The organism is Acidobacteriota bacterium (genome assembly GCA_040754075.1).
GTDB lineage: Bacteria > Acidobacteriota > Blastocatellia > UBA7656 > UBA7656 > JBFMDH01.
The window spans coordinates 39,574-64,626 of record JBFMDH010000009.1 but is presented as its reverse complement, the minus strand read 5'-3'; the positions used below and the strand labels follow the sequence as shown (position 1 = coordinate 64,626).

The window sequence follows — 25,053 nt, the reverse complement described above, 5'->3', positions numbered from 1 at the left end:
AAGCGCAAAGTACAAAGCACGACCAACTACTTGCCCAACACTTCCGCGACCTTTGCGCCCATATCGGCGGGGCTTTTGACAACGTGAATGCCTGCGGCTTCCATTGCCGCCATTTTTTCCGCAGCGGTTCCTTTCCCTCCTGCAATGATGGCTCCGGCGTGTCCCATACGTCTGCCCGGCGGCGCGGTCTGTCCCGCGATAAACCCGATGACAGGCTTTTTCATGTGTTCTTTCACGAATGCCGCAGCGGTCTCTTCGGCGGTGCCGCCGATTTCGCCAATCATAATCACTGCGTCGGTGTCGGGGTCTTCGTTGAAGAGTCGCAAAGCGTCTGTGTGCGTGGTGCCGATAACCGGGTCGCCGCCGATACCGATGGCAGTTGATTGACCGAATCCCGCAAGGCTCAATTGATGCACGGCTTCATAGGTGAGGGTTCCGCTGCGCGACACCACGCCGATGCGACCTTCACTGTGGATGTGACCGGGCATAATGCCGATTTTGCATTTGCCGGGAGAAATAATCCCAGGGCAATTCGGCCCGATGAGGCGCGAATTTTTGCCCTGCAAATAATCGAACGCCTTGACCATGTCGAGCGCCGGAATGCCTTCGGTGATGCAAACGATTAAAGGAATGCCGGCGTCGGCGGCTTCCATAATCGCATCGGCAGCAAACGGTGGCGGCACATAAATGACGCTGGCATTGGCGCCCGCCTGTTTTACCGAATCGGCAACCGTATTAAAAACCGGAACGCCTTCGTGGGTGGTTCCGCCTTTGCCGGGAGTGACGCCACCAACGATGTTGGTGCCGTATTCAATCATTTGTTTGGTGTGAAAAGTGCCTTCTTTACCGGTGATGCCCTGCACCACCAAGCGAGTATTTTTATCAACAAGTATGCTCAAGCTAATCTCCTAATGGTTAAGTCATGATGGAAAATTTCTGATTTCAAAAGACGAGCAATATAGCACATCGCTTGAAAAATTGTGAAGGCACGCGGCAAGGCGCATTTGTGAGCGTGGATTAGCCAGAGCTTCATCTGGCTCAACAAAAAATGAAGCGGTGAAAAGGTGAATTGAGTTAAACTGGCATACTTCATTCACCCAACGAAAATCCAAAACCATTTTCGAGGCGAATGCTGAAATCAAGGAAAGTTGTCAACTCACCTCTTCACGCTACTGCTTCATCAAATTGATGAAGCAAAGCTATCGGTTCACGACAAATTGCGCCGGTGGCACGGAAACCCGCGCATCCGGGTTGTAGTAATCATAGAGCAACGACGGTTGCGCTTTGGCGTTGATTTTCAGTCGCGGGCGAAATGTAAAACTGAAATCGATTCCGCCCGGTTTTGACCAGAGATAAATCACCACACGGTCGGGCGTGACATCAAATCGCGATACCGACGCGCGACGTAAACTTTCGACATCGACATCCACCCCCGGTGGCAATCCGACTTCAAGCAACATCATGCCGTAGCCGGATGCGACGCGCTCGGCGTGAACCGTACAAGTGACGGTTTCGCCCTGCTTGATTTCGGTTTTGTCGAACCCGACACGCAAGCGCAGCGCCCCATCATCGCTGATGCCTCGCGCATCTTTGTCATCCCATCTCAAGGTTGAACGGGTAACCACTGCGGCGCTCAAGGTGCGCGAAGCCTCGGTTCGCAAGCTCACGCGATGCGTCCCCGCTATGTCAAAGATTTGCGGGAACCTCGCCGTCAAATCAACCAAAGCCGGTTCACCTGCGTCAACCTTCACTTCAACGATTTGTGAAGCCCCGTCATCAACCTGAATTTCAAACTTCAAGGTTGATAATTTCACAGTGTCGTCCTGCGAAGCCACCGCAATAATTGCCCGCAACGCATTGATAGTTGCCTGCGTTGAATACCAGATGCCATATTCATCCTTGCTCTGCACAATGAAAAGCAAGCCGCGCCGCGCCGCCTGCGCAAACGCTTCACGCTCTTTCACGTTAGGTTGTTGGCTGAGGGTCATCAATGCTTCAACAGCAAGCCCTGTGGTTTCGATTTTCCCCGCGCGCCCCCAGCCGTAATAAGGCGTGTAATCAACCCCCCAGTGCAATGCGCCCGATGATGCATTTGCCAGTTTCAATAGTGTGTTCGCAGATTCGCTTGCCGCCTCTACCCGTCCGGCTTTGAGCGCCGCCAGCACATAAAGCGCCAGCGCATAAGCATCATCGCCTTCGCGTGTGGCGCGCGCCAGAAAATCCAAGCCTCTGACAATGGCTTTTTGCGGGTCGTTTTCCGTAGGCTTTGAATCCGCTGCTGATTGCGCTTGCGAAAAGACCAGTGAGCAAACAACGGTTGCCGAAACCCTTGCCGATGATTCATTGGAACCTGCATAACCATAGGCGCTCCACCCACCATCAACGCGCTGTTCATGGGCTAAATAACGGCGCGCTCCGTCAAGCGCCGCTTCATCAACCGCTGCAAATTCTCCGGCTTCACTCAGGAAACGCGCGATGTAGGCAGTAAGCGGCACATCCGGGCTTGAGCCGTTGAAGTACGCATATCCTCCGCCTGGTGTGACAAACGAACGCAACCGGGCAATCCCTTCACCAAGATATCGCAAAGCCTTCTGTTCAATCGCTGGCAGCTTGCGCCCTGTGCGTTGCAGATATTGCAATACGATGAGGTTCGGATAAGTGCTGCTCGTGGTTTGTTCAGCGCAACCGTGCGGGCGTTGCAAAATGCCTTCGATGCCTTCGACCGCGTGAGCAAATAAATCGGGGTAAATTTTCAATTCAACTCGCGATGAACCGTTGATCGTGCGACCTGGCACCTGAACCTCCATTGTGGTTTGGCGCTGGAACAAATCCGCAGCGGTTTGCCAATTGTCGCGCCCATCGAACCGCACAGCAACAGGTCTGGCAACCCGGTCGCCGTCATCGTCGCCAATTGCTGAGGCTTCCTGTTTGAACTCGCCCGCTTTGATAGCTTTGAATTGAATGCGCGCCGTTGCCGAATCATTGGCAGCGGCGCGCAGGGTCTGTTCGGCATCTGCAAATAGCTGCATCCAGGCGGCGGGCGCGAGTTTGACGTTGACGCTGGCAGCGCGTTTCTGGAAGTTTCGCGCCACGACCGGCACTTCGATTTCATCGCCAATGGTGAGCGATGGCGGCGGTTGATGTTCGACAAAAAACGGTTGAAATGCCCGCAGGTCAGCGGTTGTTGTGCCAATCAAACCGTCTTCGGTTGAACCGATAACCGCCATGCGCCAGGTGGTGATGGAATCGGCAACCTTGAATTTCAATTCGGCGTGCCCTTGCGCATCGGTTACAAGCGTCGGTTGCCACACCAGGGTTTCAGGAAAATCCTGGCGCAATCGCGGCGTGGTTGCCGGATTGGCGCGTTGCGGAAGGCTCGCGGTTTTTTGGTCGCGCGTTTGCGAGGCCGACACTTGGGTGCTCTCAGTTTGCAAAGAAGTTGGCTCTGCGGCAACCATCACCGTTTCGCTTACGCCACCGACATTCAACTCCACATCAACAATCGTGGTTGCCGAGAGACGAACATCAATACTCAAAAATTCTGATGATTTGAATCCCTGTGACTCGACCTTTAAAGAATATTTTCCCGGACTCAAACTCGAAAATCCATAGTAGCCATTATCATCGGTTTTGGTTTGTAACACGACGTTGGTTGCTTGATTGGTCAGGGTCACGGTCGCGCCTGGAATCACTGCGCCGCTCATATCAACGACAATTCCGCTTATCGCGCCGCCCAACCCGGCAGGTAACACTTTTCTGCGATTCGTTGAAGTTTGATTGCTGTTTTTTGATTCATTCGCTTGTTGCAGCGCGTCCTCTCGGGATTCTTCGCGCACGATTTGATCATATGTTGCAACCGAAAAATTGATGGGTTCATTCACCCCGGTGAACCAGGTTGCCAATCCCGGTTTTACTGAAACACTCAACCAGATGCGGCGAATCGTTTGGGTTATCGGTTCAAGGGTTGTCTTGTCTACCGCAGGCGCATTCACCGTCGCCGCTACACGTGTCACTTGCGGGCGCACGCCGTAACGCGCCGTTTCATTGATATTGATTTGCAGCGGGTATCCCCAGGGGTCGCGCAGGTCTTGAACAGGTATGCCGCTGTCGTTCAAATAGGCTTCAAATTGCGAAGCGTTTTCGGGAAACGCCTGTTTATTAATGAAGCGGGTGGTTAAAACGCGGCGTATCGCTTCGCGCTTGTCGGCAAACCAATCGCGTTCGAGTTGAAATAATGTGAGGTCATCGTCGTAGCGGTCTTTATCGAATTTGCGATTTTTGCCGGTCGACATCACTCGCAATTCATAAACCGAACGCGAACGCGAAGGGGTATAAATGATTTTATAGGCTTCGCCCCAGGGGTCTTTGGCAGAAAGAAACGATGCGCCATAAAAACGCAGTTCCTCGAGAATTTCCGCAACCCGATTTGGATAACGACCTTTCCGCGATTTGAACCCGTCAATCGCGCGGATCAATTCGTTGTTATAGGTGGTGTCCCAGAAAGCTCTTGAATATTCCACCAGTCGAAAATCATCGTTCGTACCGGGTTGTTCATCGGGACCATTGGATAAAATATCCACCGTATAATTTTTATCGCGCACGGCGAATTGCACCCGGTAAAGATTGCCCCAGAAATCTGCGAGGCGGTCGAGTTCAATGCCGTGACGCGCCAGCAACCGCTGCAAACTTTCGCGGTCGCGCGGCAATGCGGCAAGCGATGGTTTTCCGAGTATCCAGTTGATGGTGATTTTCAATGGTTCAATTGCATCATCAAATTCTGCTTCGACGCTTTCACCCTCAGCCCGCGCTGAATATGAACGATACCGGTAGCCGTTGCCTGTGCGCTGCAACAGGGCATCGGCAATCAGTTCGAGGTCGGCGGGAAACGGGCGCGCTTCGTCGAGTTGTTCGAGGTCACCGAGCGTGACATCCGAAACCGCCTCGTGCCAGTTGAAAAATCGCGAATAGTACGCGCCGAAATAATTGCGCCCCTGCCCCGATTCGCATTCGGTTCGTTCGCGTTCTTCGACCGCCGTATCATAGACCACCACGCCAAGCGAGGTTTCGCGCCCGCGACCATCAGGCGCATTTGCGGTAAAGCTGAGGCGCGTCGCTTCACCGGGTTTCACCGAATCGCGCTCGAATCGCGCATTTAACGAAAGTGTGCGCCTGGTCGGATAAAGCACGCTACGTGTCGCAAACCGCCGGGCGTCCCAACGATAATCGCTTGCTTCCTGCGGGTCATAAGCGACAATCGTGACGCGACCTCGCAAGTCGGCGGTCGCGTCGAACTCCAGGTTTGCGTGACCTTCACGAACCGCGACCTCTTCGACGCGAAGCAAACGATTATCGGCAAACAGTTCGACCAACAGTCGCGGAATGCTCTCTCTGGTTGATTGAATTTCTACCTGCAAAGGTTCGCCGCGATGATAAAGCGCGCGCGGCGTTTTGATTCTCAGCGCGTCGCCTCCGGAAATCGGCAATTCCTCAGAAATGGCTCCTGTAGCCCCTTTCGCGTCACGCGCCGAAAGTTCAAGTTGTAAATCTTCGGCTTCCTGTAGTCGCGCATCGGGTTCAATCAAAGCGATGCCATGTTTATCTGTGCGCGTGTGAATTGTAAAAAGCGGCGGCAAACCTTTTTCATCCGAGCGGTGTTTGTATTGCGCTTTCAAAGCCATATCAACCGTTGCCGGTGTGCCGTCGGCATAGTTCGCCACCGCATAAAACCTGAGCGGCAAGGCAGTCGGTTGTCGTATGTCGGTTGAAAAAACATAGAGATGAATGGCGTCTTTAGTGACGCGCAGACGAAAGCGGCGTTCTTCGCTGCGCCCGGACGCGGCTTCGGTATAGCGCGCGACATAATTGATGTCTCTATATTTAGAGTAATCCGATTCTTTGAGTTTTTGGTGTTCATCGGTAAGCGCGATTTGGGCGGTGAACGCGCCGTCTTTTTCGGCTTCGCCTTCCCATACCGCGCTTTCTTCAACCTCCCATTTCTGTGCTCTCCAGTTCCACTCGCGCTCTTCTTCGCGGGCAACGCGCACACGCCCGGCTTTTACCGGTTCACCATATACGAACGCGGCGCTAACTTTCACACGAGCATCTTCATCAGGGAGATAAAACGGTTTATCGGGTTCGACATTCACGACAAAGGTCGGCAATTCATAACGACTGATGCGCACGCTGGCTTCGGCAAGCTGATTATCCTGGTTGTGAATTTCGACTTGATATTGCCCGAGTGGCGCGGTCGCGGGAATTGTCCAATCGGCTGTAGCGACGCCGAAACGGTCGGTCACTAATTCGCGTTCAAAAACGTTTTTGTATTCCCCGTCTTCAATTTCGACGGTCAGGTTTTCGCTTTTGCGCGGGCGACGCGACAACCCGTCAAAAACCAGTGTGCGAATATGCAGAATTTGACCGGGTTGATAGAGCGGTTTGTCTGTGGTGATGATGGCAGCAGCGCGGTCATAAAAATCCAGTTCGCGTTCTTCTTCTATTCTGAATCCCGGACGGGTGGCAACAATTTTCAAGCTGCACTCAATCTGCTCTTCGTGTTCATCGGTCACTGGTGGCAAAAGGTCAAAGGCAACGCTGCCATTGGCTGAAGTCATACCCTGCCGGGTTTCCGCTTTTTTAGTTTTCTCATCATAACTTTTGAGCGCAAGCGCCGCTTCAACATTCACACCGGCGACCGGTTGGTGGGTCAAAGGGTTTTCGGCAAAGACGCGAATGTGCGCCGGTGTGCCTTGTGAAGGTTCGGTTGGCGCGATGATTCTCAAGGTGAATAAATCTTTAAGCATCCAGCCAAGCGCGCGAATGCCCGCGACTTCCTGCGCCTGGTTATACCGGGTTTCGACGGTTTGCAAACGGTAATGCACGCGCGTCCAGGTGAGCATTTGCAAACGTTCCTGCCAGTTTTTTTCATCAAGGAGTTCCCGCCACACGATACGCAGTTGCAGCAAATTTTCACCGCGTCGAAGCGTAACCGATTGCGAAACTTCTGCGAGTTTTTCATTATCCGAATCGATTAATTCGATGGTGAAAGTTGCGGCGGTCAAGTTTGCTGCGTGTTTAACCGGCACGATGATGAGCAAGGCATCGCGTTTTAATTCAGCCTGCATCGCCGCTTCATCGACAACGGGCGGCGCAGGCGCGGCAAGAAATGAAAAGGTGAAAAAGGCAAACAGGCAGACGACGGCTGGCAGCAGCCGGAAAGCAGCTTTTTTCATGGATGTAGCCTCCTCTAAAGGAATGTCGGCGTCGGTTTGGTTTTATATTCGGGCTGAGCGGAATGCGCCTCCGGCTTCAGTCTTTCGATGTTTTTTAACTGACGCTGGCATTCACGGATTTTATGAGCGGTAAATCTGGTTCACGGGATTTCACTGAGAGAATGTGAAGGCTTGGAAATTCTTGCAGGAACATTTACGCAAAAAGCAGTAGCCCAAGCGTCAGCGCGGGCTTAGTGTATCTGCCAGCCTCCCTCACGGTCGGGCTACTGCCGCTTAACTTAATAACCTTACTCGCTAAGGGCGGGATAGTCTCACCTGGCGGCTTCGATGTTCACGCGCAGCACGAATCGGGATTTATTATCGAATGTGCAATCGGAGCAAATCAATTCAACCTGATACCAGGCGCTTCGCGGCGCGCGAAATTCAAGGGTTTGATCAGCATATAAAATTCGGTGCTCGCCTAATCGGCTCCAATCGTCGAAAAGCGAGTTGGTTTGGGTGTAGTAATTAAATCCTAATGCCCTTGCCCGTTGTGGAAATTTCTCGCCTGAAATTAAAAGCTTCTCGTTATCGCGAAGCGCCACGTAATAACTTCTCAGACACCCGCCTGTTTCCAGACATTCCTCTTTGTCGAACACAATATTTAACGGCAACTGTGAAATCGGATGCGGCGGATGCAGTGCTTGAACGTGACTGCCGAGCGAACTTTTTGACGCATAAATCAACCTGCGATCTCCTTTGATTGCGGTCTGCCACCTGGGCGGCATTCGTTCTTTATCGCTATCAAGGGCTTTGCCGAATCCGAACATCACGGGAAATATCAATCCGAGCGCCAGCAACTGATTTCGCAAACTGCGACGTTCGCGTGAACGCATCAAGGCATCCTGTTCAGCAGCCTCTTCGATGGTCGCGCCAAGCGAGGTGATTTTGCCGCGCGCTTTGCTGATCCACGATTCGGGCAGATGTACAAGATTATCCGTGCCGCAGTAATAACAGGTCTCACCGAGGGCATCGTCTTTTATGGGAAGCGGCGCGGCGCATTTGCGACAACCCATTGGCGCACCGGCTCTTTTGGGAGGCAAAGCCGCAAGCGCCGCCTGAATGCGCTGTCGCGAATCGGTGCGACGGCGACCATAAACGCCGAGGACTATCGGCAATCCGAGCGTCGTAAACATCAACGCGCCGATTACTGAGAAATATTGCGCGTTGGTTAAAACGTCGGCGAGATTGGCGTGAATCGTTGAACTGATGGCATCCGTGCCTTTGCTGATGGCGATGCCTGCAAAAACAAAAACCAATGGCAAAAGAAAAAGATAGCCGAGTCCCAAAGAAGCGCCCGCCCACAGTCGCAAAAATCTGCCGGGCGGGTTTCCCAAAACCTTAAAAAGTTGTTGCGCCTTGGTGCGTTTGGCAGCCGCTTCATCTTCAACTTCACGCAGCGCGCGATAGGCTGAAGGAATAACCACCGTCGCCTGACAATAAGGACAGGCAACCGTTTCGCCAGCCGTTAAGGGAACCGCCGCGCCACACGCCTGACAGGTCAACACCTGCAAAGCGATTTTCGGCGTGTGGGTTGCTACATCTTCGGCTGAGGATTCCGGCATGGCGATTCTTTAAGAGATGACCCGCAAAGCATGCTGATAAATCTTTGCGTCCTTCGTGTCCTGGTGATGTTGTCAGCCCTCGTCTAAATGCAATGGCTTAAAGATTGATAAGCCGCTTCTACTGAGGCGGTTTTTCGGCGCTCTTTTTGGCGGCTTCGGTCTCTAATTTTTTTGCTTCATCGGATTTCGGGTCTTGTTGCAAAGCGGATTTCGCATCGCGCAAAGCATCATCGAAATTCGCCATCAATAAATAGGTGTTGCCTCTTTCAACATAGATTTCGGCGCTTTTCGGATTCATTTCGATGGCGTGAGTGAAATCCTGTATGGCGTTGTCATAATCTTTCATTTCCCGAAACGCCGAGGCTCGCAAACGATAATGACCGGGCTTGCGTTCAAGTCCGATGGCTTCGGTCATATCAATCACCACTTCATCATAAAGTTTGATTTGATAGTAGGCATTGGCTCGCGCTTCATAGGCAGCGACCGATTGCGGACTCAAGCGAATGACTTCTGTGAGGTCAGCTATCGCTTCATCGTAGCGTTTCAATCCCCAGAAGGCGACGGCTCTGGCGTTATAGTAAATCGCTCGGTTTGCCTCTATCTTGATGCATTCGTTGAAATCCTTGACGGCACTTTCAAAATCTTTTTTCGCAGTGTAAATTTTGCCGCGTTCAAAATATGCCGGTTCTTTATTCTCTAAATAGCCGAGCGCCCGCGTGGCATAATCGAGCGCCGCATCAAAGCGTTCTTTACTTGCTTCATTTTTGGCATTCTTTAAAAGGTCGGCGGCTTTTTCGTTATTCTTGCGAAGTTCGGTGTTTTTAAAATCATCCTGCGCATTGGTCGTTAAAGCATTTGTAAAAACCCAGGCAAATACAACAACGGTAAACCAAAAGACAGTTTGGTTTTGGCGTTTCAGCAAATCATTCCACATCGCTTCACTCCCCTGCTTTTGAGAACGTCGTAGACGAATTGTTAAATAGGATTTTATTTTCCGCCGGTTTTCGCAAACCACAAATCTTTGGGCGTCACGAATGGCGAAAGCAGATGCAGCGCGACGCCTTCGAGGTCTGCGCGATGGGCGACGAAACTGCGGCGATGCGCCAAAAATACACACGGCGCGTCTTCAAGCAGAAGCCTGGTCACCTCTTTGTAAAGCGACTCGCGCCCTTCACGATTCATCACCGCGCGCGCTTCATCGGTCAAGCGGTCAACATCTTCGTTGGCATAAGTGCCGATGAATAAATTCCGGTTGCGCGAATTGAACAGCACATAGGTGAAATTATCCGGGTCGGGATAATCGGCATACCAATCGCGTCCGACAATCGGCGTGGCGCGCATTCTCAGCGTGCGTTGCAATTCCGTTAGTCCAATGTAGCGAAACTCAGCGCGAATGCCGACTGCCGCCAGATCGTCTTTCAAACATTCAACCGTGGGACTCACCGAATCCGACCAACAGATTTCGGTATCGAATCCGCCGTCGTAGCCTGCCTCTTTCAGCAATGCAAGCGCGCGTTCGCGGTCGTATTGATAAATCTGCTGAGTTGGGTCGTAACCGAGAAGCCCTGGCGGAATCGGTCCCACTGCCGGTTCCGCCATTCCCGCATAAACCTCTTGAATAAACTGCTCGCGATTGATGGCGTAATTGATGGCTTGACGGATGCGCGGGTCATCAAATGGCGGACGCTCGCAATCAAACACCAGCATACGGGTTTGCAATTGCAACGCTTCAAGCAGGTGAATTTCACCGACCCGTTGGCGAAATTCATCCAGGTAGGTAAGCGGCAAATCGCTGACGTAATCAAGGTCGCCTTTGATAAACGCATCAAAAATTTCTTCGGCGCTTAACCCGAATTGAATGGTCAAGCGGTCAACATAAGGCAATTCCGCATTCCAATAATTGCTGAAGCGTTCGAGTTGCGCCTCTTTGTTGCCGTTGACCGGTTCAAGCAAACGGAAAGGACCCGAGCCGATGGGTTTTGATTCAAAATCGAATGACGGTTTTTCGATCTCTTCACGCGGCACAATGTAGGCATAATCGACGCACAAAGTCGAAAGAAAAAATGCCACGGGTTGCACCAGTTCAAGTTGTAAAACGCGCTCATTGATCACGCGAATCCCGGCGACCGAATCACTTTCGCCGGACATAAACTCTTCCGCGCCAACCAGCGGGCGAAACACCCAACCGGCGGCATCTTCGTTTTGGCGCATCTGCCGTTCAAAGGAATATTTCACATCTTCGGCGCGAACCTTGCGACCATTATGAAACTTCGCGGTTTCACGCAAAGCGAAGGTGTAAGTGCGACCATCGGGCGAAATCTCCCAGCGTTCGGCAATCGCCGGGCGAATCTCTGCGCGTTCGCCGAATTGCACCAAGCCTTCAAAAATATTCGAGATGACTTCGTTGCGCGAAATCGAAGAGACGGTTGCCGGGTCGAGGGTGAGTTGCGAAGTTCTCAATGCAAAGCGCAAATGCCCGCCGTGTTCCGATTCCGGCAAGGTGAACGCCTCAACTTCACGGTTTAAAAGTTCGGCTTCGCGCACCAACAAATCAACCGCGCCGTTGATACCGGAAATCGAAGCCTGATTGCGGTCAACCACTTCTTTAATGGTTTCAATGGCGCGCAGCACCTGTTCGACTTCGGTGGATTGTTCATCGGAAGCCAGGCGAATCTGTTCAACCACCAGGCTCAATTCTTCCATTGCCGACGCGATGTAACGCGAAACTTTCGCCTGATCGCCGGTCGCCCGCTGCACCTGTTTGGTGAGGTTGCTCATATGCAGGGCGCGTTCGCCGATTTGTTTGGCGGTCTGCGCCTGTTCGTTGGCGGCGCGTTGAATATCGCGCGCCTGTTGGCGCACCGAATCGGCGGCTTCAAATACAGTATGGCTTTCGGAAGCCTGCACGGCGGTGGCGTCTGCGATGTGGCGTATGCGGTCGGATGAGGTCGTGGTTTTTTCGCGGATTTCATTGAGAAAATCCGAAGCGCGTTTGGCAAGCTCGACGCCTTCGTCAGCGCGTTGACTACCGGCGGCGACCCGTTCAACGGTTTCAATGACGTCTTCGCGCACCGCTTTAATCATCTCTTCGATTTCGCGCGTCGAAGCCGCCGTGCGTTCGCTGAGTTCCTTGATTTCATCGGCGACGATGCGAAAGCCGCGTCCCTGCGCTCCGGCTTGCGCGGCAAGAATCGAAGCGTTCAACGCCAGCAGATGGGTGCGGTCGGCGATTTCATCAATGACGTGGGTGACTTCGCCGATTTGTTCCGAGCGTTTGCCGAGTCGCGAAATGGTTTCGGTGGCGGCATCGATGGCTTCTTTAATTTTCAAAACGCTGGTCGCGGTGTCGGCGACCAGTTGACTGCCGGCGTCTGCCGATTGCGCGACCTCTGCGGCAAGCACCGTGGTCTCTTTGACCGATTCATCGATGCTGCGGGTTGAATTGTCAATCGCTTCCATTGAACGCGCCGTGGTTTCGGCGGATTCGGCAAGGGTTTCAGTGGATTCGGCTACTTTGCGAATGCTTGAAGCCATCTGTTCGATTGCCGCTGTGGTCTCTTCGACAAATTGCGCGAGTCCCTCGGCGCTTTGCGACACGTGGTCAATCGACGCCGCCATCTGAATGATGGAATTTGAAGTGGTTTGCGTGAGGTTGGAAAGCGATTGCAAATTATCGCCTACCGAATGCATGGACGAATTGATTTCCGAAATCGAGCTGGAGGTCTCTTCGACGGATTTGGCTTCGTCAATGACGCTGGCGGATAAAGTCTGGGTGCCGCGCAACACTTCACCGACGACCGTTTCAATGGAATCCGAAGCGCGTTGCAGGCGGCTGACGATGTAGCGCAGTTTGCGCGCCAAGCCGTCGAGGTTTAAGAGTAACTCTCTGCCTTCGCCGGTGAGGTCTTTATGAAAGCCGTTGATGGGAAAACCGAGGTCGCCCTGCGCGATGCGCGCAAGGGTTTCAAAAATGCGGCGGTCAAGCAAGTTTGACGCGACCTCATTGGATGGCGTCTGGGTTTGTGACTCTCGCGCTTTTTTTGAGACCGAGCGAGGATTTTCCATAACATTTATTCGGACTGAAGCTTTTTCGAGGCTGCTTAATCGTATATCCGCGAACCGAGAGCGTCAATTTTAATTTGCGCCGGGTTTAAGTGTACAGCATCAAAACATCGCATCGATTTGCGACGTAAGCGTATTGAGTTAATCAACACTGATGAAGATTTAAGCTGGGTATGCAGCAACAGGCGCTACTTAACTCAAGTCGCTATTTGAACAAATGCCCCGAAGGGGCCAGTGGCGCAGCCACAGGTCAACCAGCAAGGTGAATCGCGTCTCCTGCGCCCCTTTAGGGCAATGGCATGAAGTTAAGAAAAACGCTAGCGCAGACTGTCGAGTCTGCGCCGATTTAGACAAGTCCGTCCTCGAAATTTCAAGGGGGCTTCGACCAAGATTGCCGCAGGCTAGACAGCTTGCGGTACAACGGATTCGGATTGAGGTCATATGCCAACGATTTTCACGCATAGCGCCTTTGCTTTGGGCGCAACCAAATTAGCCATTGAGCAAACCGATAAACGCATCATGCTTGCTGGTGGTTTGCTTGCCGCGCTTCCCGACGCCGATGCTTTGTTGATGCGCTGGATTGCATATGGCGATGGGTTCGGGCATCGCGGCTTTACTCATTCCCTGTTTTTCGCAGTAGTGATGGGATGCGCCGTGGCCTTTCTTTTTTTGCAAATGAAATGGCATGGCAAACGCCGTTTCGTTTTTCTCGCCGGTTTATTTTCGCTGGTCACGGCTTCACATGGCTTTTTCGATGCGCTGACCACGGGCGGCTTGGGGGTGGCGTTTTTTGCGCCGTTTGATAACACACGTTACTTTTTCCCCATTCGCCCAATTCCGGTCGCGCCGCTTTCGGCTAGCGGGTTATTTACGGCAAAAGGCTTTAATCTTTTGCTCTGGGAATTTTTATTGGTGTGGATATTTATGATTGGCGCTTTTATCTGGACACACAAAAGTGTGAAGAGAAAAATTGTCGCGGTAATTTTTTGGTTCACCTGCGCGCTGATGTGGTGGGTAAAATTTTCTGCTTAACGCGGAATTGACGCGGCGCGCAAGCCATACTCAAAGGAACCATAAGAACTCTGCTTCGCGCGCTCCGGTCGAACCAGTTGTTAACCGCCTTTTTGATTAACGAGAATGCTTTTTAATTCCTCAATTTTGAATGCCGGTTTCTTACGATGTAGCATCGCATGACAATTTGGGCAAACAGGTCGAAGATCATTCACAGGGTCAATTTTATATTCTTCCCTAATTGAGGAAATTTCAACGAGATGATGAACGTGAATGAAGCCAGCACCTATTTCGCCGTAGGTTTCCCCAAAATTCATTCCGCATACTGCACACAAGCAGCCATAATGTTGAATACAAAGAGCACGAGCGACAGGGTTTCGCTCGTAAGCATTGACAAATATTTGCCGCGCTGCCCCTTCTATGTACTCTACGTCGTTCGTGATTTCCTCTGATATTAGTAATGGTTGATTATGGTCTGATATGTTGGAGTATGTTGGTTGGGGCAACGGCTTCCCCAGTTCTTTAGCAAGAAACTCGACAAGCCTTACTGAATGTGTGGTTCTGGTGGATGGGTGTTTAGATTTTCGGGCTGCACGGGCGACGATTTCAGCATGAGAGCTATACAACTCCTGATACACATTTTTGAGACCCTCGAATGTCATATTGCAGGCTTCTGATCCTGGGTTGGATGGATAGTATCCATTCGCGTTGCAATTCCCATAACAATCCTTGTCCTCAGAGAACCAAAGTTCAGAACGTTTTCGTAAATGCGCGGGGACAGAATCTTGATCAATAATGAGATGGAACGGTAGATCCCAGTCACCCAGTTGAAGGATTTCATGCCGCCCAACTTTCAGCATAATGCTGTCAGGTGCCAGCCGTATTCCCCAGCGATCTGGCCCATAGAGATGAGCAAGTTCTATTGACGCTCCCAATGCCTCAATCACATCGCTCCAATATTGATCGAGCACCAACCTGTGACATATTTCTTCTGGATCATTTTCAAGATTTACTTTGGTCATAGCGTTACTCGTTTTGCGCCTAACCTGTATTGGTTTTCTCACTCGCTAAAATCCGTTTGATGATGTCGCTGGTTGAAACGCCTTCGATGAAAGCTAGCGAACGGGTTTCGCCGCCGGCGGCTTCGACCTCTTCGCGACCGACAATCGTATCAATTGCCCAATCGCCGCCTTTCACCAGAATATCGGGCAACACCTGGGCGATGAGTTCGCGCGGCGTTTCTTCATCGAAGATGGTCACCAAATCGACACAGGCAAGCGCCGCCATCACCTCGGCGCGTTCATCCTGTTTAAGAATCGGGCGGCTGTCGCCTTTCAATTTTTTAACTGATGCATCGCTATTGAGCGCCACAATCAGCGCATCGCCGAGCGCGCGCGCTTGTTGCAAATAGCGGATGTGACCGGGATGCAGCAGGTCAAAACAACCGTTGGTAAAAACCACTTTTCGTCCGGCGTTTCGCAACCCTTCGCGCGCTTTTACCAATTCATCACGAGTGACAACTTTGCTCACCATCCCCACTCTTATAGCACACACCTTTGCGGCTTTGCATGGGGCGCGATTAAAAGTGAGACTCGGATTTCGCAGTTTCCTTGGCTGATTCATTGAAGCGATATTCGCGCCGCAAGACCTGACGCCAAAGCCAGTCTCACTTTGAAGAATTCCCCCTGCAAATTGACAGGAATTTAGTGGTGACATAGCATACGGAGTCGCTAAAAATTAAGAACGCCCGAACTCATAAGCCGAGGGCATCTTTACGGGATTCAATTCAACAGCGAGTTCACCAACATAAAATTTTGCGGTTTTAATCGGCATCTTGTGTGCTCTTAGATATTCGGTTTGGAGGAATAATGTTCAAATTCAGGTTTCGCGTTCGTCAAATCCTACCCTTTCGCCAAATCGGCGCATTGACCCTCTCACTGCTCTTTATGCTTTCAATTCCGGGTAACTTACTGGCGCAACATCTGACCCGTCGCGCGGTTGTATTATCGCCTGTCTCGAAAGCAAAAACTTCTGCCATCAAAAAGTCTGCGCTTTCGTCAAATCGCCAGACTGATAGCGGGCAACTCATCGGCACGCCGTGGACAGGCGCTGTGGGTATTGCGAAAACCACCGCCGAAATCATGGAACTCGACAGCCAACTGGCGGGCAAAGACCCTGCGCCACCAGCCTACGAATTTGCAAGACCAATAACCGACAGAAAAAATTTGCCGCAAAATCCTGAATCGCTTGCCATCGCTGCGTTTCCAGACCGCGACCCGAATACGCCTGCGCTGGAACCGCGCGCGCCGCAAACGCCTTCGACCAGTTTTACAGCGGCGACCTTGACCGATACCAACGCCTTTCCGCCCGATACGATGGGCGCTGCGGGACCGACGCAATTTCTTTTAGCGGTCAACGGGCGCATACGGGTGTTCGACAAAACCGGCGTCATTGGCACGCTCAATACCACGCTCAATACTTTTTTCAATTCGGTGCGCGGCACCGCATCAACCAACTATCCGCGTGTGCGTTTTGACCGTTTATCCAATCGCTGGTTCGTCACCGCAAGCACCGCAGCGGTGACGCCAAACAGCATCTTGATTGCCGTCAGCAACAACGCCACGATTAATGGCGCGACCATCTGGACATTCTTTGCATTTCAGCAAAATCTCGTCACTCCTGCCGGAGATGCCAATTGCCAATCGGATTACCCGACGCTTGGCATTGATGCCAACGGGCTATACATCGGCGTCAATCAGTTTTGTGGCACACCGCTGACGTTTAATAGCAGCGCGGCTTTTGTGGTGCGTAAAAGTTCTGTGACCGGCGGCGGCCCGATTGTGGTCACGGCGTTTCGCAATTTAACCGGCGGGGCAACCGGCACAGGACCCTTTGCGCCGCAGGGCGTCGATAATTATGACCCGGCGGCAACCGAAGGCTATTTCATTGGCGTTGATAATGCCGGTTTCGGTTCGCTCATTGCGCGCCGCGTTACCAATGCCGACACCACCCCTGTGCTTTCGGCAAATATTTCCATCACCATTTTGACAACCGCCTTGCCGCTCACGGTTCGCCATCAAGGCAACGCCGGCGGCGCGAACGGACAACTCGATGCCACCGATGACCGATTGATTGCTGCGCACATTCGCAATGGCAGATTATGGACTTCGCACAACCTTGGCGTCGATAACAACGGCATCGCGTCGGGCGGCGGCACACGCACGCGCAACGGTTCGCGCTGGTATGAAATTCAAAATTTAAATACCGCAACGCCAGGCGTCGTGCAGAGCGGAACTTTGTTTGCGTCTTCGGCAACCAACACGGTTGATGATAGGAATTACTGGATGCCTTCGGTGATGGTTTCCGGGCAGGGACATATGGCGATGGCGACAAGCATTGCCGGAACCAATGAATTCATCAACGCCGCAACCGCAGGACGTCTGGCAAGCGACACGCCCGGCACTTTGCAAACGCCTGCGGCGCTCACAAGTTCAACGACAGCCTACAACCCGGCGGGCGATACCGGGGCAATAGGATTTCGACGCTGGGGCGATTATTCTTACACCAGTCTCGACCCCTGCGATGATATGACCATGTGGACGGTGCAGGAATTTTGCGATGCGACCAATTCATACGGATTGCGCGTGGTCAAATTGCTAGCGCCGCCACCGGCGACCCCGGCAAGCGCCAGCCCGTCGCTTATCGGACAAGGCACTTCGATCAATGTCACCATCAACGCCAATTCAATAAACGGTTCGGCATTTTTCGATCCCGGCAATGGCTTTGGCTGTCGTTTAACCGCAAGCGTCAATGGCGGCGTCGTGGTCAACAGCGTGACTTACCAAAACCCGACTACAGTGGTTCTCAATCTCAACACTATGACCGCAAGCAGCGGCGCAAAAAATATCACCATCACCAATCCCGACGGGCAAACCGTCACCGCCAACGGCTTGTTGAATGTGAACAATTCCTGTTCGTATGCGATTGCCCCAGGCAGTCAAAACTTCACAGGGTCAGGCGGCTCCGGCAGCGTCAATGTGACAGCAGGCATAGATTGCATATGGACAGCCGTCAGTAATGATTCGTGGATTACTGTGACCTCGGGCGCAAACGGCAGCGGTAACGGCACGGTGAATTATTCGGTTGCTGTCAATAGTACGGGCAGTCAAAGACAAGGCACTATCACCATCGCCGGGCAAACTTTCACCGTCACTCAGGCTGAATTGATTTGCACCTATGGGTTAAGTAGTCTCGCCGATTTCTTTGATTCAAACGGCGGCACAAACAGTGTGATGGTAACGGCTCCGAGCGGTTGCGCGTGGACGGCTGTGAGTAACACCTCGTGGATAACCATTTCTTCAGGCGCGAGCGGCAACGGCAATGGCACAGTGAGTTTTTCAGTGGCGCGCAATTCGGGAACCACAGACCGGGTCGGGACGATGACCATTGGCGGTCAAACATTCAACGTCACCCAATACGGCACAACCTGTGTGACCGGACTCTCTCCTGCAAGCGCTTCATATGGCGCATCAGGTGTAACCAGCAGCATCACGGTTTCGGCTCCAAGCGGGTGCTCAAGACCCGCAACCAGTATGGACGGTTGGGTAACCATCATCTCAGGAGCGAATGGCACAGGGAATGGTGCCGTAAAATACAGTGTTGCCGCCAATCCAACGACCAACGCGCGCTCGACCGTCATTGTCGTCGGTAAAAAAATCCATCGCATCACGCAGGCAGGCGGCACGCCGGTTTGCAATTACACGATTTCGCCGACCTCGCAAACCTACCCGGTGACTGGCGGCTCCGGCAGCGTCACCGTCACCACGACCACAGGCTGCAACTGGACAGCGGTGAGCAATGCCGCATGGATTACGATCACTTCCGGGGCGAGCGGTTCGGGAAGCGGCGCGGTCAATTACACGGTTGCATCGAATGCCGGGAATCCTTCGCGCAGCGGAACCCTGACCATCGCCGGACGAACCTTTACGGTAAATCAGGATGGCGCGAGTGGCGGTTGTACATACACCTTGTCACCGACCACTGCGACCTACACGGCAAGCGGCGGTGCAGGTAATTTCTCTGTGACTACAACCGCAGGATGCAACTGGACGGCAGTAAGCAATGACAGTTGGCTCACCATTACCTCCGGTTCAAGCGGCACCGGCAGCGGCGCGGTCAATTACACCGTTGCGGTAAATCCGGGCACCACTGAACGACAAGGAACGATCACTGTTCAGGGGCAAACTTTCACGGTGACCCAAAGCGGCGCAGCGAGTTGCACCTATCAGGTTTCGTCAACCTATTTTGCCTTCACCAAACCGGGCGGCGCGCGAACCATCACAGTGACGACCGGTTCCAGTTGCAACTGGACTGCTTCAAGCCCGGTCACCTGGGTGACGATTACTTCCGGTTCAAGTGGCACCGGCACTGGCACTGTGACGATTTCGGTTTCCGCAAATCCCGGCTCGACGACGCGGCAAACCACCTTAACCGTTGCCGGAAAGAGCGTGACCGTTAAACAGGCGGGAACCTAACCCTTATGACGATTTGCAAATGAGCTTACTGAGGTTGAATAAGCAGTCTTTGACCGCTCTTTCACAGGCAGATTTTCAACTTGCTACCAAAATAAAAAAGCGTTGGTGAGAATCTCGCCAACGCTTTTTTATCGCCTGCAATTTTATAACAACCTACCACTGCACAACGGAAATTTCAGGACCGACATAATGTGGCGCGGCGTCACCGTCATTGAAGATATGGCGGAAACCGCCGCGATACCAGACGACAATATCTTGCCCGGAAACCGATTCACTGTTGACGAAATTATCCAACTGGGCAAAGGTTCCTGACCCGCCGGTCGAATTATAACCGTCGTCCAATTCACTGGTGCCTTTGCCGCGCAGCACCCACATATCGCCCACCGCATAAGAATCGGCAATGCCGTCGGTAAGCGCAGGTGTCAGCATCACCGTATCACCGGTCGCGGGATTTTTAATCAACAACCGGTCATCAATCGTCCCTTGACGAATGATTTTCAGTTCGGTGGCAATCGGATTCGGCCAGCTACGCAATGCCGGCCCCGATACGACATTCGGCGAGGTCCCGGCAATATCGAAATCCAATCTGAAATAGGCATGGTGATTGTGCGTATTGCAAATACAACTATTGAACACGCCGCCAAACCCGAATCGCGGTTGCAGGGTGCCGTTATTGAATAAATGCCACTCACTGATGTAGCGATACCAACCGGCTTCCATTTCACTCATGATGGTCAACTCACCGGTAGCCGGTTCAACATAAAAGGCTGCGCCGCGAAAATTTCCCGTATCGTTGTTGGTCTGTAAAAACGATTGCGGAACCGAGGTGCATTGGCGAACCCCTGTGGCGACATCCGTGCCATTTGCAGTAAACATACCTTCCTGCCATTGCCAGTCGCGATAGGGCCCGCAACGGTTGCCGTCATACAAGACATTGAGAATCGGTACGTGTGCGCGACCAAGCATACGTTTGCTGCGATAATCCACATTGCGCAGTTCAACACCCGAAGCCCTTGTCCCCGACGAAGCCGAGGGTCTGATGACCACCATGCGCCAGATTTCCGTCGTGCCATCGGTCACCACGACTTCAAATTGTCCGGCGGTGCCTCTTGCGGTTGTCGCTTGTCCGGCTCCGGGAATGCCGCAACTACTGGGCGTTGCAATTGCCGTTGTCGGAGCATTGTTTTTGTAATAAACCAATTTGCGCGTGTTCATATCGACGCCGACGATTTGATTGATGCTGCCGCCGAGAATGCCGACATTGACGATTCTATCGCCTTTGCCTTGCGGGTCTGCGGAAGTCGGCGGCATCGGCGGATAGGCTCTCACACTGCCGGCACGAAAAGCGCCGCTGAATTTCGGGTCACTGCTCACCACCGATGTCGCATCATCAAACTCTTCCGCTGAAGTGAAATCCAACTGCCCGCTGACCGTTGTAACCGTAATGTTACTGTCGGTGAAATTGCCTTCGGTTAAAAAGGCGCGTTTGTTGCCATACGAGTAGATATAAGCGCGCCAGCGATCCGGCGGCAGCGAATCGCCGTTTTCGATTCTATCAAGAAGTTCAAAAGATAAAATCCGGCTCTGCCCTTTTAACCCTTGTTTGACCGCCGCGTTATTCATCAAACCGGTTTTTATATTATCTATCGTGGTTTGATTGGGTCCTATGGGGGTGATGGTCAAGGTATATTGCGCCTGCGCTTTTGAAACATTTTGATTTCCGGTCAGCATCGTAATCATTGCGATACCAACCGCGACAAAGACCAGCAAGAATATGAAAAACCGTCGCGTCATCTTTTGAATTCTCCCATGAAAATCGAACTAAAGTGGGGTGAAGAAAGCTTTGCTTTCATACGAAAAAGTTGAATTTGTGCCCATAGACGGCATCCTTCATAGGACTGTAAACCCTAAATTGGCATCTAGCGTCACGATATGATGATTAAGAATATCCCTGCCGATTAAAACATGATCGGTCAACCCTTGTATTGATACAACTATAAGAGCAGGAAACGTAAATCCCAAAAATTCAAAATCAATGACATATCCAGGTCGTGTCTGAGGAGTACCATCATTTGCTCCTCCGACTTCAAATTCCATTATTTGTAATAAAGCCATATCTTTTACTATGCGTTCCGGTATGCAAGTCATATCTGCGCCAGAGTCGATAATTGCATCGCAATTTGTTGAAAGATTGCTATAGGAAATTTGAACACTACAAACCGGTGCCGGACAATCATAAGGAGGTATTATCGAGTAAGGGAATGGGCCAGGCATTCAATCATCTCAAGAACGGTGTAGGAATATGAACTCTTATTTTTTCACCAACTTTTGTAATATAAACAGGCACATGACCATAGGTTTCAACAAATCTTCGACTTAATGCTGGGAGATTACTGTCTGAATCCACAATCACCCCATTGCATGCTGCGACAAACTGACCGCGATACTGAATAAGTGCTGCTGCTGGAATGTACTCAAACAACCTCTTTTGTTTTTGAAATACGCTTTCGGTTGAAGGCAATGGTTGTTCAATTGTATTAAAGCGACGATTAGCATCAGCAATACCGACAGTCTCTTCCCATCGTTTATAGTTAGGCTGGAGTTTAAAACGAGTTCCTGTATAAATTGTAGGTGCATTATCTGGTATATTGAAATTAAGCATCAGTCACCTCTCGGCTCTATTTTGTTCCTGAGAAACAGGAGCATTTGACCCAGAATCACCTTTAGATAATTCTTTAAGTTGTTCAAGTCTGTCCTGTATCCATTCTCCGAGCGACTCAAACGCGCTAGGGTTCATCAGTATACTTACTTGAATTTGGCGGACAAAATGTTTTTCTGGAACTCTTTTAATTTCCTCTCCTATTGCATTAGCTTTTATGTCTATCTTATTTACCACACGATGAGGAATGGCTTGACTCTCAACAAAAAAATCAATCCTAATGTCTCCTCTTGGAGTAATACCTCCCCAAGCCCCATTTGCTGGTACTAGGCGATAATTGGGATCATATTCAAAGACAAACTCAACCTGCTGATCTTTGTTATCTTGTTCGTCTGCCATGGCATATCTCCAGCAGCCCAATTGATAGTGAAGCAAGGGCAATCTAAACATCACTAACTATCTAAAGTCAATCAGAATCTGAAGTTGACTTTCCTTATACCTTTAAATGATTCACATTAATTCTCTTAAAAAGTTAAAACCTACCAAATCTGTTGGAAGCAAGTTTAATCGGGTCGTGCATCTGTATACTTGAGTTATGCGTTCGGTAGCATAATTTGGGGTGGTAAGCAAAGTTTTCCTGCGAATTTGACACCCGAACGAATGGTTCTTTACGATTCCCCTCGTGCCTTACGAATTGTTTATCGCCCTGCGGTACTTGAGAGCCAAACGCAAACAGGTGATGATTTCCGTCATCACCTTTATCGCTATTGCAGCGGTTGCCGCAGGGGTTGCCGCGTTAATCGTCGTCCTGGCAATGATGACCGGCTTTCGCGAAGAGTTTCAGGAAAAGATTCTCTCAGGCACCGCGCATCTCAATCTGCTTCCCAAAAGCGGCGAAACCATCAACGATTATCCTGCCTTGCTTGAAAAACTGCGCGCCTTGCCGCATATCCGTAATGCTTCGCCAACGCTCTACCAGAAAGTTTTAATGCAAGGCAAACAAGATACCGACGGCGCGTTTTTAAAAGGCGTCGATACCTCCGCGCCACTTGAATCCAGCGAAGTGTTTCAATTCATCAAAGCCGGCGAGGTCACCTCGCTTACGCAATTTGAAACCGATAGCGAATCCAATGTGACCATTGACCACCTCATCATCGGGCAGGATTTGGCGACAAACATCGGGCTGAAACTGGGCGACATCGTGACCCTCATTTCACCGCAAGGTCATTTGACGCCAATGGGACTGTCGCCGCGTTATCGCGATTTCAAAGTCACAGGCATCTTTGCATCCGGGCTTGCCGATTATGATGCGACGTGGGCGTATATTTCGCTCGATGCCGCAAAGCGCCTTTCGGGTTCCGAAGATGTCGTGCAGTTGATTCAAATCAAAGTCGATGATGTCGATAATGTCAAAGCCATCGGTCGCGAAGTGCTGGCGGCGGTCGGCGATGCCTATGCCGTACAGGATTGGCAGGAACTCAATGCGCCGATTTACACGGCGCTCAGTTATGAGAAACTGCTTTCAGGAATCGCTCTGTTGATTGTCATTGGCATCGCGGCATTAAACATCATCACCGTGCTCATCATGATTGTGATGGAAAAACAGCGCGACATTGCGATTTTAAAATCGATGGGCGCAACCAATCGCAGCGTGATGTGGTTGTTTATGTTGCAAGGCTTGATGATTGGTTTCGTCGGTTTAATTTTCGGCGTGATTGTCGGCGCGGGCTTTTGCTATTTCGCCAATGCGCGAAAATTCGTCAAGCTGCCGCCCGGCGCATACGCTTTGGATTATCTGCCGTTTCATGTTCACACCTCGGATGTATTAATCGTTGCGGTCGTCACCATCTTCATCAGCTTTCTATCAACCGTCTATCCGTCACTCAATGCCGCGCGCATCAATCCGGTGGAGGGCTTGCGGTATGAATGAAAATAAAGTCGGGAGTCGAGAGTCGAGAGTCTACAGTCATAACGCGGGTGCTATTGCTGACGCACTCAATTGCAAATTCAGGTTTGGCGGACGGCAAAGAAGTTTTCAAATTCGACTGAGTAATTCCGATTTTCAAATTGAGTCAATGAAGGAGCACGTCAATGCCTGAATCAAAGGGACTCCAGACTCCAGACTCCAGACTCCAGACTTTTATTAAAGTAGAGCATTTAAGCAAGATTTATGCGACGGGCGAAAATCGCGTCACGGTGTTTAAGGATTTGAATTTAACGATTGCCGAAGGCGAAATGGTGGCAATCGTCGGCCCGTCGGGAGCGGGCAAATCCACCTTGCTGCATTTGCTTGGCGGGCTGGATAAGCCAAGCGCCGGCGCGGTAAAAATCGGCGAATTTGACATCTCAAAAATTGCTGAGCTAGACTTAACGAGGTTTCGGAATAAGAAAATCGGGTTCATTTTTCAATTTCACTATTTGTTGCCGGAGTTTTCAGCTCTTGAAAATGTCATGATGCCGCTATTGATTGCGCGCACATCTGCAAGTGAAGCCCGCAATCGTGCCGCATCCCTGCTCGCCGACGTTGGGTTGGCAAATCGCGCCACACACCGTCCGGGCGAATTATCGGGCGGTGAACAGGCGCGTGTGGCGCTGGCAAGAGCCTTGGTTTCGCGTCCCAGTTTGTTGCTGGCTGATGAGCCGACTGGCGACCTCGACAGCAAAACCAGTGAAAACATTCACCAGTTACTCAAGGAGATTCATCAAGCGCAGAATTTGACATCGGTAATCGTAACCCATAATGAAAAACTCGCGGCAATCTGCGACCGCGTGCTTCACCTTGAGGATGGAAAACTCAGTTAGGACTGAGTGCTGAGGACTGAGGACTGAGTATTAGAGAGGATGAAGTCGGAACACCGAACGATGAACTGAAAGATTTTAATTTAGTCCTTCCGGTTCATCCTTCATCGTTTTGACTTCATCGTTTCTTCTCAGTCCTCAGTCCTCAGTCCTCA

Annotated in this window: 15 protein-coding genes; 4 read left to right on the top strand and 11 right to left on the bottom strand. The window is 51.4% G+C overall.

Annotation, left to right across the window (positions count from 1 at the left end; all coding sequences use genetic code 11):
• Positions 1-26: 26 nt before the first annotated feature.
• The 5 genes from sucD to AB1757_11885 all read right to left on the bottom strand — a co-directional run bounded on the left by sucD (position 27) and on the right by AB1757_11885 (position 12,898).
• A complete protein-coding gene (gene sucD, locus AB1757_11905) occupies positions 27-899 on the bottom strand; it encodes a succinate--CoA ligase subunit alpha (GenBank protein ID MEW6127733.1) in 873 nt (290 codons plus the stop codon).
• Positions 900-1,199: 300 nt separating this feature from the next.
• Positions 1,200-7,229, bottom strand: coding sequence for a carboxypeptidase regulatory-like domain-containing protein (locus AB1757_11900; GenBank protein MEW6127732.1), 6,030 nt, complete (start codon positions 7,227-7,229; stop codon positions 1,200-1,202).
• A 311-nt stretch (positions 7,230-7,540) separates the two neighbouring features.
• Positions 7,541-8,833, bottom strand: coding sequence for a hypothetical protein (locus tag AB1757_11895; GenBank protein MEW6127731.1), 1,293 nt, complete (start codon positions 8,831-8,833; stop codon positions 7,541-7,543).
• 118 nt (positions 8,834-8,951) lie between these two features.
• Positions 8,952-9,767 carry a tetratricopeptide repeat protein gene (locus tag AB1757_11890; GenBank protein MEW6127730.1) on the bottom strand — a complete coding sequence of 272 codons (816 nt, stop codon included), beginning with the start codon at positions 9,765-9,767 and terminating at the stop codon, positions 8,952-8,954.
• 53 nt (positions 9,768-9,820) lie between these two features.
• A complete protein-coding gene (locus AB1757_11885) occupies positions 9,821-12,898 on the bottom strand; it encodes an ABC transporter substrate-binding protein (GenBank protein MEW6127729.1) in 3,078 nt (1,025 codons plus the stop codon).
• Between the two features lie 438 nt (positions 12,899-13,336).
• On the opposite strand from AB1757_11885, the gene AB1757_11880 reads away from it, so the two are divergent.
• On the top strand, positions 13,337-13,927 hold the full coding sequence (locus tag AB1757_11880; GenBank protein ID MEW6127728.1) for a metal-dependent hydrolase: 591 nt from the start codon (positions 13,337-13,339) through the stop codon (positions 13,925-13,927).
• A gap of 80 nt (positions 13,928-14,007) precedes the next feature.
• Here AB1757_11880 and AB1757_11875 read toward each other — a convergent pair whose 3' ends face one another.
• A complete protein-coding gene (locus tag AB1757_11875; GenBank protein MEW6127727.1) occupies positions 14,008-14,928 on the bottom strand; it encodes an HNH endonuclease in 921 nt (306 codons plus the stop codon).
• Between the two features lie 19 nt (positions 14,929-14,947).
• Positions 14,948-15,439 (bottom strand): D-glycero-beta-D-manno-heptose 1-phosphate adenylyltransferase, encoded by a 492-nt coding sequence (rfaE2, locus tag AB1757_11870; protein ID MEW6127726.1) that lies wholly within the window; start codon positions 15,437-15,439, stop codon positions 14,948-14,950.
• Between the two features lie 335 nt (positions 15,440-15,774).
• On the opposite strand from rfaE2, the gene AB1757_11865 reads away from it, so the two are divergent.
• Positions 15,775-19,440, top strand: coding sequence for a BACON domain-containing carbohydrate-binding protein (locus tag AB1757_11865; protein MEW6127725.1), 3,666 nt, complete (start codon positions 15,775-15,777; stop codon positions 19,438-19,440).
• A gap of 153 nt (positions 19,441-19,593) precedes the next feature.
• Here AB1757_11865 and AB1757_11860 read toward each other — a convergent pair whose 3' ends face one another.
• The 4 genes from AB1757_11860 to AB1757_11845 form a co-directional block, all read right to left on the bottom strand.
• On the bottom strand, positions 19,594-21,234 hold the full coding sequence (locus AB1757_11860) for a hypothetical protein (GenBank protein ID MEW6127724.1): 1,641 nt from the start codon (positions 21,232-21,234) through the stop codon (positions 19,594-19,596).
• 96 nt (positions 21,235-21,330) lie between these two features.
• Positions 21,331-21,714 (bottom strand): retroviral-like aspartic protease family protein, encoded by a 384-nt coding sequence (locus AB1757_11855; GenBank protein MEW6127723.1) that lies wholly within the window; start codon positions 21,712-21,714, stop codon positions 21,331-21,333.
• 4 nt (positions 21,715-21,718) lie between these two features.
• Positions 21,719-22,102, bottom strand: a complete 384-nt coding sequence (locus tag AB1757_11850; protein MEW6127722.1) for a hypothetical protein — start codon at positions 22,100-22,102, stop codon at positions 21,719-21,721.
• Positions 22,103-22,105: 3 nt separating this feature from the next.
• Complete coding sequence (locus tag AB1757_11845; protein MEW6127721.1) at positions 22,106-22,498, bottom strand: hypothetical protein; 393 nt, start codon at positions 22,496-22,498, stop codon at positions 22,106-22,108.
• A gap of 283 nt (positions 22,499-22,781) precedes the next feature.
• Here AB1757_11845 and AB1757_11840 point away from each other — a divergent pair, with 283 nt between their 5' ends.
• On the top strand, positions 22,782-24,029 hold the full coding sequence (locus AB1757_11840; GenBank protein MEW6127720.1) for an ABC transporter permease: 1,248 nt from the start codon (positions 22,782-22,784) through the stop codon (positions 24,027-24,029).
• Between the two features lie 161 nt (positions 24,030-24,190).
• On the top strand, positions 24,191-24,901 hold the full coding sequence (locus AB1757_11835; GenBank protein MEW6127719.1) for an ABC transporter ATP-binding protein: 711 nt from the start codon (positions 24,191-24,193) through the stop codon (positions 24,899-24,901).
• The last annotated feature ends 152 nt before the right edge of the window (positions 24,902-25,053 follow it).

What these genes read in the sequence shown, in the direction of transcription:
- AB1757_11900 (MEW6127732.1), bottom strand. Translation starts at nt 7,229, where the DNA reads ATGAAAAAAGCTGCTTTCCGGCTGCTGCCAGCCGTCGTCTGCCTGTTT.
- AB1757_11860 (MEW6127724.1), bottom strand. Translation starts at nt 21,234, where the DNA reads ATGACGCGACGGTTTTTCATATTCTTGCTGGTCTTTGTCGCGGTTGGT.
- AB1757_11855 (MEW6127723.1), bottom strand. Translation starts at nt 21,714, where the DNA reads ATGCCTGGCCCATTCCCTTACTCGATAATACCTCCTTATGATTGTCCG.
- AB1757_11875 (MEW6127727.1), bottom strand. Translation starts at nt 14,928, where the DNA reads ATGACCAAAGTAAATCTTGAAAATGATCCAGAAGAAATATGTCACAGG.
- AB1757_11880 (MEW6127728.1), top strand. Translation starts at nt 13,337, where the DNA reads ATGCCAACGATTTTCACGCATAGCGCCTTTGCTTTGGGCGCAACCAAA.
- AB1757_11835 (MEW6127719.1), top strand. Translation starts at nt 24,191, where the DNA reads ATGCCTGAATCAAAGGGACTCCAGACTCCAGACTCCAGACTCCAGACT.
- AB1757_11895 (MEW6127731.1), bottom strand. Translation starts at nt 8,833, where the DNA reads ATGCCGGAATCCTCAGCCGAAGATGTAGCAACCCACACGCCGAAAATC.
- AB1757_11865 (MEW6127725.1), top strand. Translation starts at nt 15,775, where the DNA reads ATGTTCAAATTCAGGTTTCGCGTTCGTCAAATCCTACCCTTTCGCCAA.
- AB1757_11845 (MEW6127721.1), bottom strand. Translation starts at nt 22,498, where the DNA reads ATGGCAGACGAACAAGATAACAAAGATCAGCAGGTTGAGTTTGTCTTT.
- AB1757_11885 (MEW6127729.1), bottom strand. Translation starts at nt 12,898, where the DNA reads ATGGAAAATCCTCGCTCGGTCTCAAAAAAAGCGCGAGAGTCACAAACC.
- AB1757_11850 (MEW6127722.1), bottom strand. Translation starts at nt 22,102, where the DNA reads ATGCTTAATTTCAATATACCAGATAATGCACCTACAATTTATACAGGA.
- rfaE2 (MEW6127726.1), bottom strand. Translation starts at nt 15,439, where the DNA reads ATGGTGAGCAAAGTTGTCACTCGTGATGAATTGGTAAAAGCGCGCGAA.
- AB1757_11890 (MEW6127730.1), bottom strand. Translation starts at nt 9,767, where the DNA reads ATGTGGAATGATTTGCTGAAACGCCAAAACCAAACTGTCTTTTGGTTT.